11 protein-coding genes are annotated in these 15,599 nt (G+C 69.1%); 8 read left to right on the top strand and 3 right to left on the bottom strand.

Annotation, left to right across the window (positions count from 1 at the left end; genetic code table 11):
* The first annotated feature begins 6 nt into the window (after positions 1–6).
* From fxlM to KUF83_RS03205, 6 genes are all read left to right on the top strand, one after another.
* Positions 7–2,097 (top strand): methyltransferase, FxLD system, encoded by a 2,091-nt coding sequence (gene fxlM / locus KUF83_RS03230; RefSeq protein ID WP_217452973.1) that lies wholly within the window; start codon positions 7–9, stop codon positions 2,095–2,097.
* A gap of 87 nt (positions 2,098–2,184) precedes the next feature.
* Positions 2,185–3,321, top strand: coding sequence for a hypothetical protein (locus KUF83_RS03225; protein WP_217452972.1), 1,137 nt, complete (start codon positions 2,185–2,187; stop codon positions 3,319–3,321).
* A 1,605-nt stretch (positions 3,322–4,926) separates the two neighbouring features.
* A complete protein-coding gene (locus KUF83_RS03220; RefSeq protein WP_308402896.1) occupies positions 4,927–6,132 on the top strand; it encodes a site-specific integrase in 1,206 nt (401 codons plus the stop codon).
* Between the two features lie 465 nt (positions 6,133–6,597).
* Complete coding sequence (gene pcaC / locus KUF83_RS03215; protein ID WP_217452971.1) at positions 6,598–7,905, top strand: 4-carboxymuconolactone decarboxylase; 1,308 nt, start codon at positions 6,598–6,600, stop codon at positions 7,903–7,905.
* Positions 7,906–7,966: 61 nt separating this feature from the next.
* The gene (locus KUF83_RS03210) at positions 7,967–8,602 is read left to right on the top strand and encodes an MBL fold metallo-hydrolase (protein WP_217452970.1); all 636 of its coding nucleotides are present in this window, start codon (positions 7,967–7,969) and stop codon (positions 8,600–8,602) included.
* Between the two features lie 30 nt (positions 8,603–8,632).
* The gene (locus tag KUF83_RS03205; protein ID WP_217452969.1) at positions 8,633–9,412 is read left to right on the top strand and encodes an exodeoxyribonuclease III; all 780 of its coding nucleotides are present in this window, start codon (positions 8,633–8,635) and stop codon (positions 9,410–9,412) included.
* Positions 9,413–9,581: 169 nt separating this feature from the next.
* Here KUF83_RS03205 and KUF83_RS03200 read toward each other — a convergent pair whose 3' ends face one another.
* Entirely contained in the window at positions 9,582–11,339 is a 1,758-nt protein-coding gene (locus tag KUF83_RS03200; protein WP_217452968.1) for an SGNH/GDSL hydrolase family protein, read from the bottom strand.
* Between the two features lie 176 nt (positions 11,340–11,515).
* On the opposite strand from KUF83_RS03200, the gene KUF83_RS03195 reads away from it, so the two are divergent.
* Positions 11,516–11,956, top strand: coding sequence for a DUF6278 family protein (locus tag KUF83_RS03195; protein WP_217452967.1), 441 nt, complete (start codon positions 11,516–11,518; stop codon positions 11,954–11,956).
* A 127-nt stretch (positions 11,957–12,083) separates the two neighbouring features.
* The gene (locus tag KUF83_RS03190; protein WP_217452966.1) at positions 12,084–12,827 is read left to right on the top strand and encodes an amino acid ABC transporter ATP-binding protein; all 744 of its coding nucleotides are present in this window, start codon (positions 12,084–12,086) and stop codon (positions 12,825–12,827) included.
* A 305-nt stretch (positions 12,828–13,132) separates the two neighbouring features.
* On the opposite strand, the gene KUF83_RS03185 is transcribed toward KUF83_RS03190, so the two are convergent.
* On the bottom strand, positions 13,133–14,701 hold the full coding sequence (locus KUF83_RS03185) for an alpha/beta fold hydrolase (RefSeq protein ID WP_217452965.1): 1,569 nt from the start codon (positions 14,699–14,701) through the stop codon (positions 13,133–13,135).
* A gap of 117 nt (positions 14,702–14,818) precedes the next feature.
* Entirely contained in the window at positions 14,819–15,574 is a 756-nt protein-coding gene (locus KUF83_RS03180) for a hypothetical protein (RefSeq protein ID WP_217452964.1), read from the bottom strand.
* Between the last annotated feature and the right edge of the window lie 25 nt (positions 15,575–15,599).

The following is a 15,599-nucleotide window of genomic DNA, read 5'->3' as shown; positions in this document are numbered from 1 at the left end:
ACCCGCATGCCCCCTGACGGCTCCGACCGCTGGCAGCAACACAACATCACCTTCGCTGACCGCGAGAGCGCCCAGCGCGCCATCGTCGAACGCATCGCCCCTGTCCTGCTTGCCGCCGAAAGGGACGGGCAACTCACCGGCTGGTGGTTCATGAACAAGCAGCCCTGGCCGCTGCGGTACCGCGCGGACGAGCCTTCACCCGCCGTCGAAGCGCTGCTGAGCGACCTCGTCCAGGACGGCACGGCCGTGTCATGGCTGCCCTACATCTACGAACCCGAGGCCCACGCCTTCGGCGGGACCCAGGCCATGGGCGTGGCCCACAACCTGTTCCACAAGGACAGCCACCACCTGATCACCTATCAACCAGGCCCGGAGCAGCTGGGACGCAGGGAAACCGCCGTGCTGCTGGCAAGCGTGATGATGCGGGCGGCCGGCCTGGACTGGTTCGAGCAGGGCGACGTATGGGTAAAGTTCGCCGCCCTCCGACCGGCCACCGGTCTTCCGCCCTCTGCGCGGGCCGCCGAACTGGCGCCTGCGATGCGGAAGCTGATGACGGTCGACGCCCATAGCCTGTGCCGCGCGAACGGCCCGCTCGCCGAGCACAACGAGTGGGTCGCCGCTTTCGAGAGGGCCGGCACCGCGCTCGCCGACCTCGCGGGCCGCGGCGCCCTCACCCGCGGTCTGCGAGCCGTCATTGCCCACCACGTGATCTTTCACGCCAACCGCGCCGGTCTTCTCCGGGTCGACCAAAGCGCCATGTCGAACATCGCACGAGAGGTAATTATGGGAACGAGTGACACGACCGCGTCGACCGACGAGGCAACGGCCGAGAGGGATAGCGTCAGGGCGGTGAACACCGACACGATCGCCACCCCCACGGCTGACGCCGAACGCCTCCGCAACGCCATGGTCGACCAGCTTCGCGCGGACGGGCACGCCCGCACGGCCGCAGTCGAGAATGCGCTGCGGACTGTGCCCCGTCACGTGTTCGTGCCGGATGTGTCCCTCGAAGACGCCTACGCCAACGCACCAGTGCACATCAAGTACGACACCCACGGCACATCGATCTCGTGCGCTTCCCAGCCGGGCGTCGTCGCCCTCATGCTGGACCAGCTCGACGCCCAGACCGGCGAGCACCTCCTCGAACTCGGCGCAGGCACCGGCTACAACGCCGCTCTCCTCGCCCACCTGGTCGGGAAGAGCGGGCACGTGACCACCCTCGATGTCGACGACGACCTTGTGGAGGGCACCCGCGCACACCTGGCCGCAGCCGGTCTCACCAACGTCGAGGCCGTGACCCGCGACGGGGCCCTCGGCCACGCCGAAGGAGCACCGTACGACCGGATCATCGCCACCGTGGGCGCTCACGGCGTACCGCACGCCTGGATGCAACAGCTCGCCCCCGGCGGCCGGCTCCTCGTCCCCCAGCGCCTGAAGGGCACCGTCTCCCGGTCCATCGCCTACGAGCAGCGCGACGGCCGATGGGTGTCTCTCGACAGCGAGATGAACACGTTCATGCCGCTTCGTCGGGGCATCGCCGACGACGACCGCCGCGTCATCCCGCTCAGCGCAGACGGCACCGTCCGGCTTCAGGCCCCCGCAGGGCAGAACATCGACGCCGATGCCCTCGCCGGAGTCCTGGACCAGCCGCGCACCGAGGAGTGGACCGGCATGACGGTCCGCGCCATGGAGTCGCCGGAGTGGATGGAACTGTTCGTCACCTGTTCCCTTCCCTCCGGCCTCATCCGCATGCTTTTCCCCCAGAACGCCAAGGGCACTGTGCTCACGGAGGACCCCTACCCCTCGTCGACCGCAGCCGTCGACAAGGGCGCCGTCACCTACCTGGCGCGACGCGTGTCGGAGAAGCAGACCCCCGAGGGCGACAAGCTCTGGGAGTTCGGCGTCATCGGCCACGGCCCCGGCAGCGACGAGCTTGCCACGAAGGTCGCCGACGCCATCCGCACCTGGGACCGCGAATACCGCGGCCGCGAGGCCACGTTCGAAATCCAGCCCCTCGACGCCCCCGCCATCGAGCAGCGCCCCGGACTCTTCGCTCTCGACACCCCGCTGAACCGCATCGTCGTCGACTGGCGGTGACGCCCCGTGCGTAGCGGACGGTGCCCACCGGCGTACGGCTGGCGGGCACCGTCGCCCCAGCACTTCTCACTCACGCCCGGGGAACCCATGGACCCGCACGGCCCCATAGCCCAGCGCTTCCCGCTCGTCGCCCGATTCCGGCCCGCCTGTCTGCCCCTGCCCAAACGCGTGGGTGGCCTTGTCGACCTCGCCGAGACGGCGGTGAAGAAGGGTGACCAAGGGCTCGCATCCGCCGTCTACAACCAGGCCGCGCTCATCGCCTCCGATCTCGGCCTGCCCGACCTGGCCCGCCAGATGTGCCACCAGCAGGCCGCCGCCTACCTCGACGCGTGCCCCCTGCCCGCCATGAGCGCCATCCGGGGACTGGAACCGGTCGTCAACCTCGCCCGGCTCCAGATCCGCGCCGGCCACACCGACGAGGGACGTCAGCACCTACTCGACCTGTACAAGGCCGTCGAGGCAGGCACAGCTGCCCGGTTCGAGGGCGTCGCCGTACCGGCGAACCTCACTGCGACCGACGAGGACCGCCACGAGGTCCGCGCGTGGCTGTGGCGCGTGCTCCTCGCCGATGGGACCCGCACCCTCACCACCAAGGGCCGTTGGGCGGAGGCCAAAGCACATATCGAAGTTCACCACGGCGTAGGCAAACGGATGCTCGATGGGCGCCAAGTCGCCGTACTCGCCACCCTCGTTGCGGGTGACACGACATGGGCCGCTGCCCTCCTCGCTGACACTGTGCCCGGCGATCCGTGGGAGCAAGCCGTCACGGCCTGCCTCACCGTCCTGTGGCGCCGAGATGCCGGGCGGCCGGTCGACGGCCACCTGGCGGAATTGGTGACGACCTACTCCGAGCGGAGGGCCGAACCTGGGATGACCGTCTTCGACATCCGGCTCGGCCTGACCATCCTCGACGCGATCGGTTCCGCCGAGGCGCCCGGCGCGCACAACATTGTCGAGCAGCTGCACCGCAGGATGACGCAGGCTGAGGACGGATACGCGGCCCGCGAGAATCTGCAGCACTCTCTGTTCACCGCGCTTGCCACGGACCGGCAAGCGCAGGACTGCCGCGCTCTGGTCCGCGTCTGCGCCCTCGCGGCAGGGTCCCTCCCCGACAAGCTGCATGGAGAACTGGCATCGGCTTTGCGCGCCAGCGACAGCGTGATCCGGACGAGTCTCGCGCGGCCGTTCGATCCAGGACATACACCCTCTTTGAAGAGAGCCTGATGGCCGCCTGCTGGCGGCTCGTTGTGCGGCTGCGGTACGCACGGACGCCGCGGGCCCGGTGATCGGCGACACCGCCCAGAATGCCCATGCGGTCGTGATCAGCGCTGCCGGGTCGGCTGCGGCTGTGTCGGAGAGGTGGGCGTCGCCGGTTGTATGGGAGTGGCCCAGCCTTTTGTGACGCTGCGAGCCCTCGCGCTTCCTCGGCTCGTGGACTGGGAGCATGGAGCTCGCCAAAGCGGCGGATGCGCCAGGTCAGTGCGTGGGCGGGGCTGTGGCGTCGTCCAGGGTGCGTTGGCCGAGTGCCTGATCAAGGACGATCGCAGGTTGTGTCCTGCTGCCTCTGCCTCTGCCTCTGCCTCTGCCTCTGCCTTGGCGAGCGCGGTGGCGAGTGCGCCCCAGACCGAGTCGGCCACGAGGCGCTCAGCGTGTTCCGGAACCGCGTCCTGGAGGTGGTGGGCGCAGCGGTGCTTGGTCTGCGGGCTGGGTGCCCGGCTGGCGAGGCCGACCAGGACCGCATCGGCGGCCTTCTCGTACGCGACCTGCAGGTTGAGGAGGGTTTGTTCTGCTGCTGCCTCCTGCTGGGCGTGCTGGCGGGTGCGGTGCCAGTGCCTCGTGGACGCCACAGCGGTGAGCAGGGCGTCCACGGGCCTCACGAATCCAGCCCCGTCCCTGTCCTGAGGACGGTCGCGCCAGATCGCCTGGACGCTGCGACGCAGGACGCGGGTGCTGCCGAGGTCGGCAGCAACGCGGGAGCGGGTGGCGCGCGCGACGACTGCAGAGGCCTGTTCGAGTTCGGCCTTGAGTACGGCCGGTGCATCGACCGGTGGTTGGTCCAGTGCGGAGCCGAGTGCGACCAGTTGTCTTTGGGCCCCTCGGGTCGTTCCCGTGGGTGAGGTGGTAGGCCAGGATGCGGCCGAACTCGTGCCCGCCGCTACCCGGTCGGCGGTGTGACCGAGGGCGTCCATGCACACGCAGTCGGGCCCCGAGCAGGGAGCAAGTGTCTGCCGGAAACCTTCAGCTCACGGCAGACGGGAAAGGGCCCCAACGGACTGGAACCCCCTCCGGGATCATGTCAACGTACAACGAGCCGGAAACGCCAGGTCAGCAAAGGGATGTGGGCCTTCTGAGCCGAACTGGCAGACGGTCGCCCGTCCTCAGTCCGCAGCCCGCGCCACCCGGTCTCGTGAACGAGCGCAGCCCCCAAGGAGGTCCACCCGCAGATTCCCGCAATCCGATCTGCCCGTCTTCACCGCCCCCATCCTCATGGCGCTTGGCGCCTCGAGCATCTCGTGGCCAGCAACCTCGACCGCGTCACCGGCGACGGGCTACTGGTGCTTCTCATCGATCGCGCGACCCTCGCTCTCCGCTGGTACCGCCTGGCCGCCTGACTGAGGCGAAAGAAACGGGTGATGGTCAGGCTCCCCTAATGCAGGGCGATACATAGCAGACGATCCCCGGTTACCGAAACCGGGGATCGTGCGGAGCATTAATGGTGTTCGCATCCGGCTGTGCTTGGCGGTGGAGCCGTAGCGAATGGTGCCGCTAGTTTGCCCACCTCGATCGGTAGACCCGCGTTGTGAAGTTATGTCCGCCTGTTCGAGGAGAGTGAGTATTCTGTCAGATCCCATCAAGAAACTTCCGCCGAACTCGAAGGGGAAGGTTCGATACCGGTTTGTTGTCGACGCAGGAATCGACCCCGAAGCTGGTAAGCGTAAGCAGTTGAGGCGCACCCTCGACTCGTTGAAGGAAGCTAGGGCTGAGTACGCCAACATAACTAACCGGCGGCATGATGGGTCACTTGTGCCGCCCAATAAGATCACCGTGAACGAGTGGCTCGACCGATGGCTGGCCATGAAATCGGAGGACCTCGAAGAAACCACCATCTACAACTACATGATTACCCTGGACCGAGTTCGAGGGAGGCTCGGCAGTATCCGTCTCCAGGACCTTACTGAAGAGCACGTGGAAGAGTGGAGGGACTGGGCGCTGGCGCATGGCCGCGTGCGTGGTAAAAGGGCCGGGACGCCACTCAGTGTCACGAGTGTGGATATGAGCCTCGCTAGGCTGAAGGAAGCACTGGGGAGAGCCGTTACCCGGCGGTTGGTGTACGTCAATGTCGCTGCGCACGTGACCATTCCCCGGAGAGCGCGCAAGGAAGAGCGGAAGACTAAAGAGGAAGTGCCGCCCTGGAACGTCCAGGAGGTTCAGAAATTCATCCATGGAATCAGGGGTGAGCGTCTCTATGCTGCGCTTCTTCTTTCGCTGATGGGGCTTCGTCCAGCTGAAGTCTGCGGCCTCCGGTGGGAAGACGTTGACTTGGAGAACGCCACGATCGTCATTGCCAACACACGCACGATGATGGGCAACCGGTACGTGGTGGAGAAGGACACCAAGTCTCTTGCGGGTGAGCGGGATCTGCCGCTGCCGGCGCTGGTGCTGGGAGCCCTCAAGGCATTCCGGGCCCTCCAAGCCGAGGAGAGGCTCGCTCTGGGGGAGGCGTACACGGTGTCGGGCTACGTGCTGGTGCACGAGGCGGGCGACGCCTTCACGATCAAGCAACTTCGCCGACGCGCGTACCGGCTCATGGAGCTTCTGGGGCTCCGTCGCGTCAGGCTCTACGACGCACGCTCGTCGTGCTTCACCTTCCTGGCCAACAATGGCGTCCCGGACCACATCCTCGCGCGATGGGCCGGACACACGAACGTAAAGACTACCAAGCGGTGGTACGTCAAGCCGGATGTAGAAGATCTTCGCGGAGCCGCCACCACTTGGGATGGCCTGCACGGGGGTGCGGCAGAGGGGCACGAGTGAGCCACGTGGACTGTGAGCCGAGCGACTTGCGCGCCGCATGGCCTGCAGGATTGGGGCGAGGTGGCTTCGGAGTCCGCTTGCTGGTTGGACCGGTGGCTGTAACTGAGAGCATCCGGCTACGGTCGAGCCTTCTACCAAGCGTTCACCGTGTGTGGTGTTCAAGCTGCTGTTGGGCGGGATTCGGAAAATTTCCATGTGAGTCACACCGAGCCTTGTCCGTGCCACCACACTCGATGCTGTAACCCGAACCGCCTGTGAGGCCGTGATCAAAGAGGAAAGCGTTGCTCGTAGCGACTGAAGGAGAGCACGCGCCCGGAGGGTCCGCTGCCGAACGGCCACGAGTACATGCCGGAGAACGTATACCTGGGTTCTCGTCGGTAGGTCCGGTAGCGCCGGAGCGGGGCAAGGCCCGCTCGGTCCACCCCGGCGATGTGACATCTCGTGACAGATGAGAGGCTCAGACGGGTGAGCGAGACACCACCGAACACCCTGCAATACCGCTTTGACGGGCCAGAAGACGCCCCTGTCCTGATCTTGGGCCCCTCCCTGGGTACCACATGGCACATGTGGGACCGGCAGGTCCCGGAGCTCGTGAAGCAGTGGCGCGTCTTCCGCTACGACCTGCCGGGGCACGGCGGCGCGCCCGCGCATCCGACCGGTTCGGTGACCGAGCTCGCCGAGCGGCTGCTCGCCACCCTCGACGGGCTCGGCGTCCAGCGGTTCGGGTACGCGGGTTGCGCGCTCGGCGGTGCCGTCGGATCCGAGCTCGCGCTGCGCCACCCGGAGCGCCTCGCGTCGCTCACGCTGATCGCGGCGTCCCCGCGCTTCGGTACGGCGGACGAGTTCCGCCAGCGGGGCGTGATCGTGCGGACGAACGGGCTGGACCCCATCGCGCGGACGTCCCCCGAGCGCTGGTTCACCGGCGGTTTCGCCGCCGCGCAGCCCGCGATCACCGAGTGGGCCGTGCAGATGGTGCGCACCACGGACCCCGGCTGTTACATCGCCGCGTGCGAGGCACTGGCCGCGTTCGACATCCGTGCCGAGCTCGGCAGGATCGGTGTGCCGACGCTCGTCCTGGTCGGCTCGGACGACCAGGTGACCGGTCCCGCCGAGGCCCGCAATCTCGTCGCCGGAATACCGGACGCCCGCCTCGCGGTCGTCCCGGGCGCCTCCCACCTGGTTCCCGTCGAACAGCCGGCCGCGGTCACGGACCTCCTCGTACGGCACTTCTCCACCGCCTGGCAGCAGCCGGCCTACGACACGTCGACCGGTCAGATGGCGATCGTGGTCCCGCAGGCGAGTCCGGTGGTGGCCGTGCCGCAGCAGATGCAGATGATGTCGCCCGTCGCCGAGATCGCCCCCGCCCCCCAGCCCGAGGCGGTGCTGGGCAGACCCGACCCGTACGACGCCGGTATCAAGGTCCGCCGTGAGGTGCTCGGAGACGCGCATGTGGACCAGGCGCTGGCCCAGGCCGACGAGTTCTCCGGGGACTTCCAGGAGTTCGTCACCCGTTACGCGTGGGGCGAGATCTGGGACCGGCCGGGTCTGGACCGGCGCTCGCGCAGCTGTGTCACGCTCACCGCGCTGGTCGCGGGCGGGCATGTCGACGAGCTCCCCTCCCACATCCGGGCCGCCCTCCGTAACGGCCTCACCCCGGCGGAGATCAAGGAAGTGCTCCTCCAGGCGGCCGTCTACTGCGGCATACCGGCCGCGAACAGCGCCTTCAAGGTGGCTCAGCAGGTCATCCGCGAGGAGACCACCCCCCAGGAGTGAGTGCCGGGTGACGCGCACCGCGCGTGCGTCCTCGCGGACGCCCGGAGGCAGGATGGGAATCATGAAGCTCACGAAGAAGTCGCACGCCTGTGTCCGCCTGGAGAAGGACGGGCGCACGCTCGTCATCGACCCCGGGGCCTTCAGCGAGAAGGACGCCGCGATCGGCGCGGACGCGGTCCTCGTCACGCACGAGCACCCCGACCACTTCAGCGAGGGACATCTGCGGGCCGGTCTGGAGGCCAACCCCGCTGCGGAGATCTGGACCCTGAAGTCCGTCGCCGACCAGCTCTCGGCCGCGTTCCCGGGTCGTGTGCACACCGTCGGTCACGGCGACACGTTCACCGCCGCGGGCTTCGACGTACAGGTCCACGGCGAACTGCACGCGGTGATCCACCCGGACATCCCGCGCGTCACGAACGTCGGCTATCTCGTCGACGGCGGGCGCCTGTTCCACCCCGGGGACGCCCTCACCGTCCCCGACCGGCCCGTCGAGACGCTGATGCTCCCCGTCATGGCCCCCTGGAGCAAGATCTCCGAGGTCATCGACTACGTCCGGGAGGTGCGGCCCCAGCGCGCGTACGACATCCACGACGCTCTGCTCACCGACCTCGCGCGCCCCATCTACGACCGGCAGATCGGCGCCCTGGGCGGCTCCGAGCACCTGCGGCTGGCACCGGGCGAGACCGCCGAACTCTGAGTGTCCGAGGCGCCCGGTAGGTTGTGGGGCATGCGTATCGCCACCTGGAACGTGAACTCGATCACCGCCCGTCTCCCGAGGCTGCTGGCCTGGCTGGAGAGCAGCGGCACGGACGTGCTGTGCATCCAGGAGACGAAGACCACCGCCGAGCAGTTCCCGTCCGAGCAGCTCCGGGAGCTGGGCTACGAGTCGGCGGTGCACGCGACAGGACGGTGGAACGGCGTCGCGGTGGTGTCCCGCGTGGGCCTCGAAGACATCGTCAAGGGCCTGCCCGGCGACCCCGGCTACGACGCCGTCGAGGAGCCTCGCGCCGTCTCCGCGACCTGCGGCCCGCTCCGCGTCTGGTCGGTCTACGTGCCGAACGGCCGCGAGGTGGACCACCCGCACTACGCGTACAAGCTCCAGTGGTTCGAGGCCCTGAAGGCGGCCGTCGCGGGCGACGCGGGCGGCAGCCGCCCGTTCGCGGTGATGGGCGACTACAACGTGGCGCCGACGGACGACGACGTGTTCGACGTGGCCGCCTTCGAGGGCCTCACCCACGTCACCCCGCCGGAGCGCGCCGCCCTCGCCGCCCTCCGTGACACCGGCCTTTCGGACGTGGTCCCGCGCCCCCTCAAGTACGACCGCCCGTACACGTACTGGGACTACCGCCAGCTCGGCTTCCCCAAGAACCGCGGCATGCGCATCGACCTCGTCTACGGCAACGAGCCCTTCGCGAAGGCCGTCACCGACGCCTATGTCGACCGCGAGGAGCGCAAGGGCAAGGGCGCCTCGGACCACGCCCCGGTCGTGGTCGACCTGGACGTGTGACCGGCCCCGGCCAGTAAGGGGCGTGGGATCGGTGTGATCGGCCGCGACGCGCCCGCAGCCGGGTACAGCGAGACCCCTTCAGACGCGCGGGAGTCCGCGTGCCCGGCCGCGGACGGCCCCGCGTCCCACGGACAATCCGAACCCGACCCGTCCCCGAAGCGTGCGGCGCCTACAGCAGTCCCAGGTCCACCGAGTCGGCCAGCGCGGCGAGCCCCGCCTCTCCCGGGTGCAGATGATCCCCGCTGTCATAGGCGGGCAGCATCCGCGCCGGATGCCCGGGATCCCGCAGCACCGCGTCGAAGTCGAGCACCCCGTCGACACCGGAGCCGGACCGGATCCACCGGTTCACCGCGACGCGCTGCGCGTCAGCCGCCGCCGTGCACCGTGCCTCGCCCTCGCAGGGCGCGATCGTCGCGACCAGCACCCGCAGCCCGCGGTCATGCGCCCGGTCCGTGATCTCCCGCAGCCCGGCCACGACCTGCTCCGCGCTCGCCCCCCAGCGGGCGTCGTTGACCCCCTGGAAGACGACGGCCGTACGGGCCGACGTCTGGGCGAGGACGTCCCGGTCGAGGCGGTGCAGCGCGCTCACCCCACCCGTGTCGGTGGAGACACCGTCCCCGGGGTAGCGGTCCGTGACCACACGGTTCGCCGAGATGCCATGGTTGAGCACTCCATAGCGCGGGACCGCACTCTGGTTCAGCAGCCGCGTGGCGAGCACGTTGGGCCAGCGCCGGTTCGCGTCCCGCGTCGACTTCTCGCCGTCCGTGATCGAGTCGCCGAGCAGCACGACGGACCCGGGCCCGCCACCCACGTCGACACCCGTCAGCAGCGGCCAGTTGGTGATCGTCGAGGTGTACGCGTCCGGGGCGGCGTCCGCCGCGTGGTCGCCCGGTGTGCTGACGTAGGACTGCTGGACGGCCAGGCTGTGCACGGGCGCCGCCGTCACCGTCCCCGGCAGATGGAAGCTCACCAGCAGATTGCTGTCCGCGGGCACGTCGAAGTCCAGCGGATCGCTGAACACCTGTGCTCCTGCCGGGATCGCGGCGCCCTCGGAACCCCGGAAGGAAAGCGGCACGGGAGCGCTGCGCGGGCTCGCCCCGGACGCCTGCACCGCCACACTCGCGCTGCCGATCCGTACGGGTGCGGCCGCGAAGGTGTTGTCGAGCCGGATCCGGACCCGCGGCCCGCCCGCCGAGGTGTGCACCACCAGACGCAGGGTCCGGTCCGTCCACGGCCCGACCGCCGTGTACCCGGAGGTCGACGCTGCCCAACTCCCGGTCCAGCCACGGGTGTCGGGGCGCACCGACAGGGCGAACACATGCAGGTCGCTGTTGCGCGGCAGCTCCACCGAGTCCACCGAGCGCCCTCGGGCGAGCGGCACGGTCACGACGTACAGCCGTGCCTTCTGCGCGAGTTGGCCGCCGGGGGTGTTGATGTGGGGGAGGGCAACGGCCTTGGCGGCGAGTGGTCCGCCGCGCCAGTCCGACGCCGTCAGCCGGTACGAGGAGCGTGAGCCGTCGCGGTAGCGCACCGTGCCCGTGCCGCTCTCGTCGCCGCCGCCTGTGCCCGCCACGAGAAAGGCCAGCGCGTCACCGTGACCGCGTACCCGTACGGACTGGCCGTCGGCGCGTACGTTGTCGGCCCTGCCCGGCGCCCGGCGGGGCAAGGTCAGGCGGGCGCCCTGAACCGTCAGCGAGCGCCCCGGTGTCCACCCGGCGGCGGTCAGGTCCTGGGCCGACAGGGAGCCGCCCGAGCCGTCGAAGTCCGCCCCGCCGGGCCGCGTGTCGTCGCTGACGGCCGTGTTGTCGAAGAGCCGCTCCAGTGGCAGCGGTCTGTCCGCCGCCCCCGACGCGGCCGCCGCCGGAACCGTCACCGCCGCCGGCAGCAGAGCCAGAGCGACGGCGGAACCCCAGACACGTCGGCGCACACCGACTCCTCCCACTCACGGACGGATCACTGACGAGGTGACAGATGCACCGTGAAGCTAAGGAGACGACAGGGACTCGTCAATGAGGCAGGGCGAACTGCGTGCGAACTCCCTGGGAACAGGTGTTCCGCGCGCCCTGTGGTGCGCCGGGGCGATACGGATGAAAGGCTGGGTGTATGAACATCCCTTTCCTGGGCAACTGGCGCAAGAAGCGGGGCCCCGCCAGAGGAGTCGCGGTCTTCTCGGAGAGCGAGGGTGACCAGGAGGGGGTGGCGGAACTGCTCTCCGAATGCGAACTGCTGCGCTCCCAGGCACACCAGGCGGGGATCGAACTCGACGACTCCGCGGCCTCGTTGGAGGCGCTGGACCAACTGCTGCCCCGCTGGCGCGACGACGAGGAGAGCCTGCCGTGGCTCGGCAACGACGCGGGCCTCTATCTGGGCACGGTCATCGTCCGCACGGTTCCCGGCGCGGTCTGGGAGGTCTGGCCGAACGGCCGGCCGATGGTGCGTCTCGTGTCGGGCCGGGAGATCGACGTGGTCGTCTCGGGCCACGACTGGGCGGCCAGCGGGGTCCCCGAACTCTCGCAGCTGTACGCCGAGGTCGCCGAATCGTGAGGCTGTGGCCTGGACTGACGGTGTAAATACGGCTAATGCCCGAAAAGTGCGTGTCGTGTGTTTGCTCCTCTCCTGGATGGATAGTTTGCGGCCATCGCGACACAGCTGAGAGTGGGTAGGGCTGAGCATGTCCGTCGATCCGTTGATCGAGCTGCGTGACGTCAACAAGTACTTCGGGGAGTTGCACGTCCTGCGGGACATCAACCTCACCGTCGGCAAGGGGGAGGTGGTCGTCGTCATCGGCCCGTCGGGGTCGGGCAAGTCGACTCTCTGCAGGGCGGTCAACCGTCTGGAGCCCATCCAGTCCGGCGAGATCGAGCTGGACGGACAGCCGCTGCCGGAGGAGGGCAAGGAGCTCGCGAAACTGCGCGCCGAGGTCGGGATGGTCTTCCAGTCCTTCAACCTCTTCGCGCACAAGACGGTCCTCCAGAACGTCTCGCTGGCGCAGATGAAGGTGCGCGGCCGGAAGAAGGACCAGGCGGACAAGCGCTCGCTCGAACTCCTCGACCGGGTGGGTCTCGTCTCGCAGGCGCCCAAGTACCCGGCGCAGCTCTCCGGCGGTCAGCAGCAGCGCGTGGCCATCGCCCGCGCCCTCGCCATGGACCCCAAGGCACTCCTCTTCGACGAGCCGACCTCCGCGCTCGACCCGGAGATGATCAACGAGGTTCTGGAGGTCATGCAGCAACTCGCGCGCGACGGGATGACGATGATCGTCGTCACCCACGAGATGGGCTTCGCGCGCTCGGCGGCGAACCGGGTCGTCTTCATGGCCGACGGCAGCATCGTCGAGGACCGCACCCCCGAGGAGTTCTTCACCAACCCGCGCAGCGACCGTGCCAAGGACTTCCTCTCCAAGATCCTCAAGCACTGAGAGGGGGAGCGCGACCATGATCCGTACGGCCTGCGTACGTCCTGCCCCGGCGTCCCGTGCGGCTGCCGCCCGGGGCGTGGGGGCGAGCTCAACTCGCCCTCCAGGAAGGGGAGTCGAGGTCTGCTCATGGCTCCCGTGAGGAGATCCGCCAGGCCGGGCGGCCGGCCGCCCCGGACCTCGACTACGCTGTGCCGTTCATCCCCGCGGTGACGGAGGCCGTCGACGACGCCTCGGCCGTACCAGGGACGCTGCTGCCGGGCACGCGGTGGCGAAGGGGCAATGGCCCGCCCGGCAGCAGCCGGTGATCACTGCTCGCGCAGCGGGACCGACACGTACGACGGGTCGGTCTCGGGCGAGGAGAAGGTCAGCTGCGCGCCGGTCGGGTTGTGCTCGATGTAGAGCGGGTCGACCGTGTCGACGACCAGAGCGAGCCGATGCCCTGCCGGGACGTCGTAGGCCGTGGAGAACAGCTCCAGGTCGACGCCGAACGGCTTGCCGGGCGTCTGTCCGTGGAAGGTGAACGGCGCGTTGCTGACCAGCTTGCCGAGGCCGAGCGGGCCCACGTCGTACAGGTAGGCGACGAGGGTGCCGCTCTCCTTGGTGCCGGTGAGGGTGGTGTGCAGTTTCGCCGTGCCACGCACGCGCTGGGTGCTCGCGTACTTCTCCGACTGCCACACGGCGGCGTACCGGCGCGGCAGCAGCGGTATCGACGCCATCGGGGGCACCCGGGTGAGCTGGTCGAGGACGCTGGAGAGGAGGACGATCCCGCCGTCCGCGCCCGAGTTGACGTTCGCGCGGATCGTGGTGGAGCCGGAGAGCGTGATCTTCTTCCGTGTCGCGCCGACCGACTTCCAGTCCGGATAGCCCTCGTAGCCGCCGGTGGAACGGGACATGAGCCGTACGGGCGGCTCGCGGTCGATGCCGTTGTCCTCGCCCTTGAGGTATCGGTCGAACCAGCGCCGGGTGTCCGTCCACACGTCGTTGGGGAGCCCGAACAGGCCGGTCAGCTCGGCGGTGGCGTGGTCGCCGGGCCGGTATTCGAGCCTCTTCGGGCCGGTGAGCCGCTCGTAGAAGTCGGCGTACTGGTTCGGGGAGAAGACCGTGTCGCCCCAGGTGTTGGCGAGCAGGACCGCCGTGCCGTTCTGGTTGATCCGGTCGGTGTAGGTCGCGGGGGAACGTTTCTTCCCCCAGGCGACGAGCTCCGGTTCCCTGGCGAGGTTCGAGGCGAAGAAGTCCTCGAAGGTCTGCCGGACCTCGGCGCTGGGGCGGCCGGTGAGCCGGCCGACGCCGTCCAGCAGGGCGGCCGCCTGGGAGTGCTGGGTGCGTCCCGAGTAGATAGAGCCGATGAGGTCGGCCCAGCCGCTGAGTGAGGCGACGGCCTTGACGCGCTTGTCGTGCGCGGCGGCCAGCAGGCTGATGCCGGCGCCGTAGGAGACGCCCGCCATGCCGATGTGCCGGGCGTCGGCCGGGGTGTGGGCCAGGGCCCAGTCGATCACCTTCGAGGCGTCCGCCACGTCGGGCGGGCCGGCCACTTCTATCTCCCCGCCGGACTGCCAGAAGCCGCGGACGTTGTAAGTGACCACGACGTAGCCGGAGTCGGCGAGTTCCCTGGCCTGGGCGAGATACTCGACCTGTGGCAGGCCCCAGCTCGTGGGCAGCACGACGAGCGGGTACGTGCGTGAGCCGTCGGCGTTCGCGGGCGTGACGACGTTGGCCTTGAGGACCGTGCCGCCGTCACCGGCGATGTCGACGAAACGGATGCCGGCCGGCGCCGCCTCGGCCGCGGGGGCGAGCCCCAGGGCCGTGCCGGCGATCAGGGCGGCCGAGACGGCGCCCACGGCGGTCGTACGCAGGGCCTTGCGCGGGTGTCCCACAGGTCACTCCTCACTCGTGTAAGTGCAAAAGTGACCCGACGGTAACCTCGCCCGCTTACCGCAAGTAACCCGCCGGTAAGTTACGTGCGAGTAACGATCGTTGAAGGGTGGAGGAGATCAGGAGGCGCGGTGGGAATTACGTGCGGGAGCCGTCGGGAGCGGGGTCTGGGCGGCGCGTGTGACGTCGGCGACCAGCTCGACGACGTCCGGCCCGTACGCCTGCGAGTTCACGACCTTCAGGAGCAGGGCGAAGGAACTGTCGCCGTGCTTGCGGTACAGCCGCTCGTGGTTGCGGGCCAGGTAGCGTGTCGCCGCCTGGTTGGTGATCGCGCGCTGGCCGCAGAAGAGGAACACGGGCCTGCTCGGGCCGGGCTGGCCGGCCGTGAGCCGCGCGAGCAGCACGTACTCGGCCAGGCCGGCCTCCATGCGGTGGCGCTCGGTGCCTATCTGGAACGCGAGGCGGTCCGGACCCGGTTCCGGGTCGATGTTCACCCGCACGCCCGGCAGCATGGCCTGCATGTGGGCGGCCATGCGGCGGTTCGAACCCGGGCCGCCGACGCAGAACTCCGTGCGTTCCCCGAAGCCCTGCCTGGCCGCGTCCTGGGTGATCACGTCGGCGTGCGCGTTGCAGTCCTTGATCAGGGCCGCGAGTTCCAGGAGCGCGAACACGTCGTAGCGGTGCACCGCCAGGTCGGGGCTGCCGGCGTCGCGGTTGACCACGAGCAGCGACTCGGAGTGCTCGGGCAGCCCGAAGAAGGCCTGCTTGCGGCGGAGCTTGCGCTTCCACAGGTAGGTCCGGGCGATCCAGCCCAGCGAGGCGCTGAGGCCCGCCGCGATCACCCCGAGGAGGATGTTGCGCACGTCGTCATTCATGGGCGCGCATGCTAGCGGGAGCACG

It is taken from the genome of Streptomyces sp. BV286 (genome assembly GCF_019090165.1).
In the GTDB taxonomy this organism is placed as follows: Bacteria; Actinomycetota; Actinomycetes; order Streptomycetales; family Streptomycetaceae; genus Streptomyces.
Note: the sequence above shows the minus strand (reverse complement) of the source record. Positions and strands in the feature narration are given on the sequence as shown.

What these genes read in the sequence shown, in the direction of transcription:
- fxlM (WP_217452973.1), top strand. Translation starts at nt 7, where the DNA reads ATGCCCCCTGACGGCTCCGACCGCTGGCAGCAACACAACATCACCTTC.
- KUF83_RS03225 (WP_217452972.1), top strand. Translation starts at nt 2,185, where the DNA reads ATGGACCCGCACGGCCCCATAGCCCAGCGCTTCCCGCTCGTCGCCCGA.
- KUF83_RS03210 (WP_217452970.1), top strand. Translation starts at nt 7,967, where the DNA reads ATGAAGCTCACGAAGAAGTCGCACGCCTGTGTCCGCCTGGAGAAGGAC.
- KUF83_RS03205 (WP_217452969.1), top strand. Translation starts at nt 8,633, where the DNA reads ATGCGTATCGCCACCTGGAACGTGAACTCGATCACCGCCCGTCTCCCG.
- KUF83_RS03195 (WP_217452967.1), top strand. Translation starts at nt 11,516, where the DNA reads ATGAACATCCCTTTCCTGGGCAACTGGCGCAAGAAGCGGGGCCCCGCC.
- KUF83_RS03190 (WP_217452966.1), top strand. Translation starts at nt 12,084, where the DNA reads ATGTCCGTCGATCCGTTGATCGAGCTGCGTGACGTCAACAAGTACTTC.
- KUF83_RS03180 (WP_217452964.1), bottom strand. Translation starts at nt 15,574, where the DNA reads ATGAATGACGACGTGCGCAACATCCTCCTCGGGGTGATCGCGGCGGGC.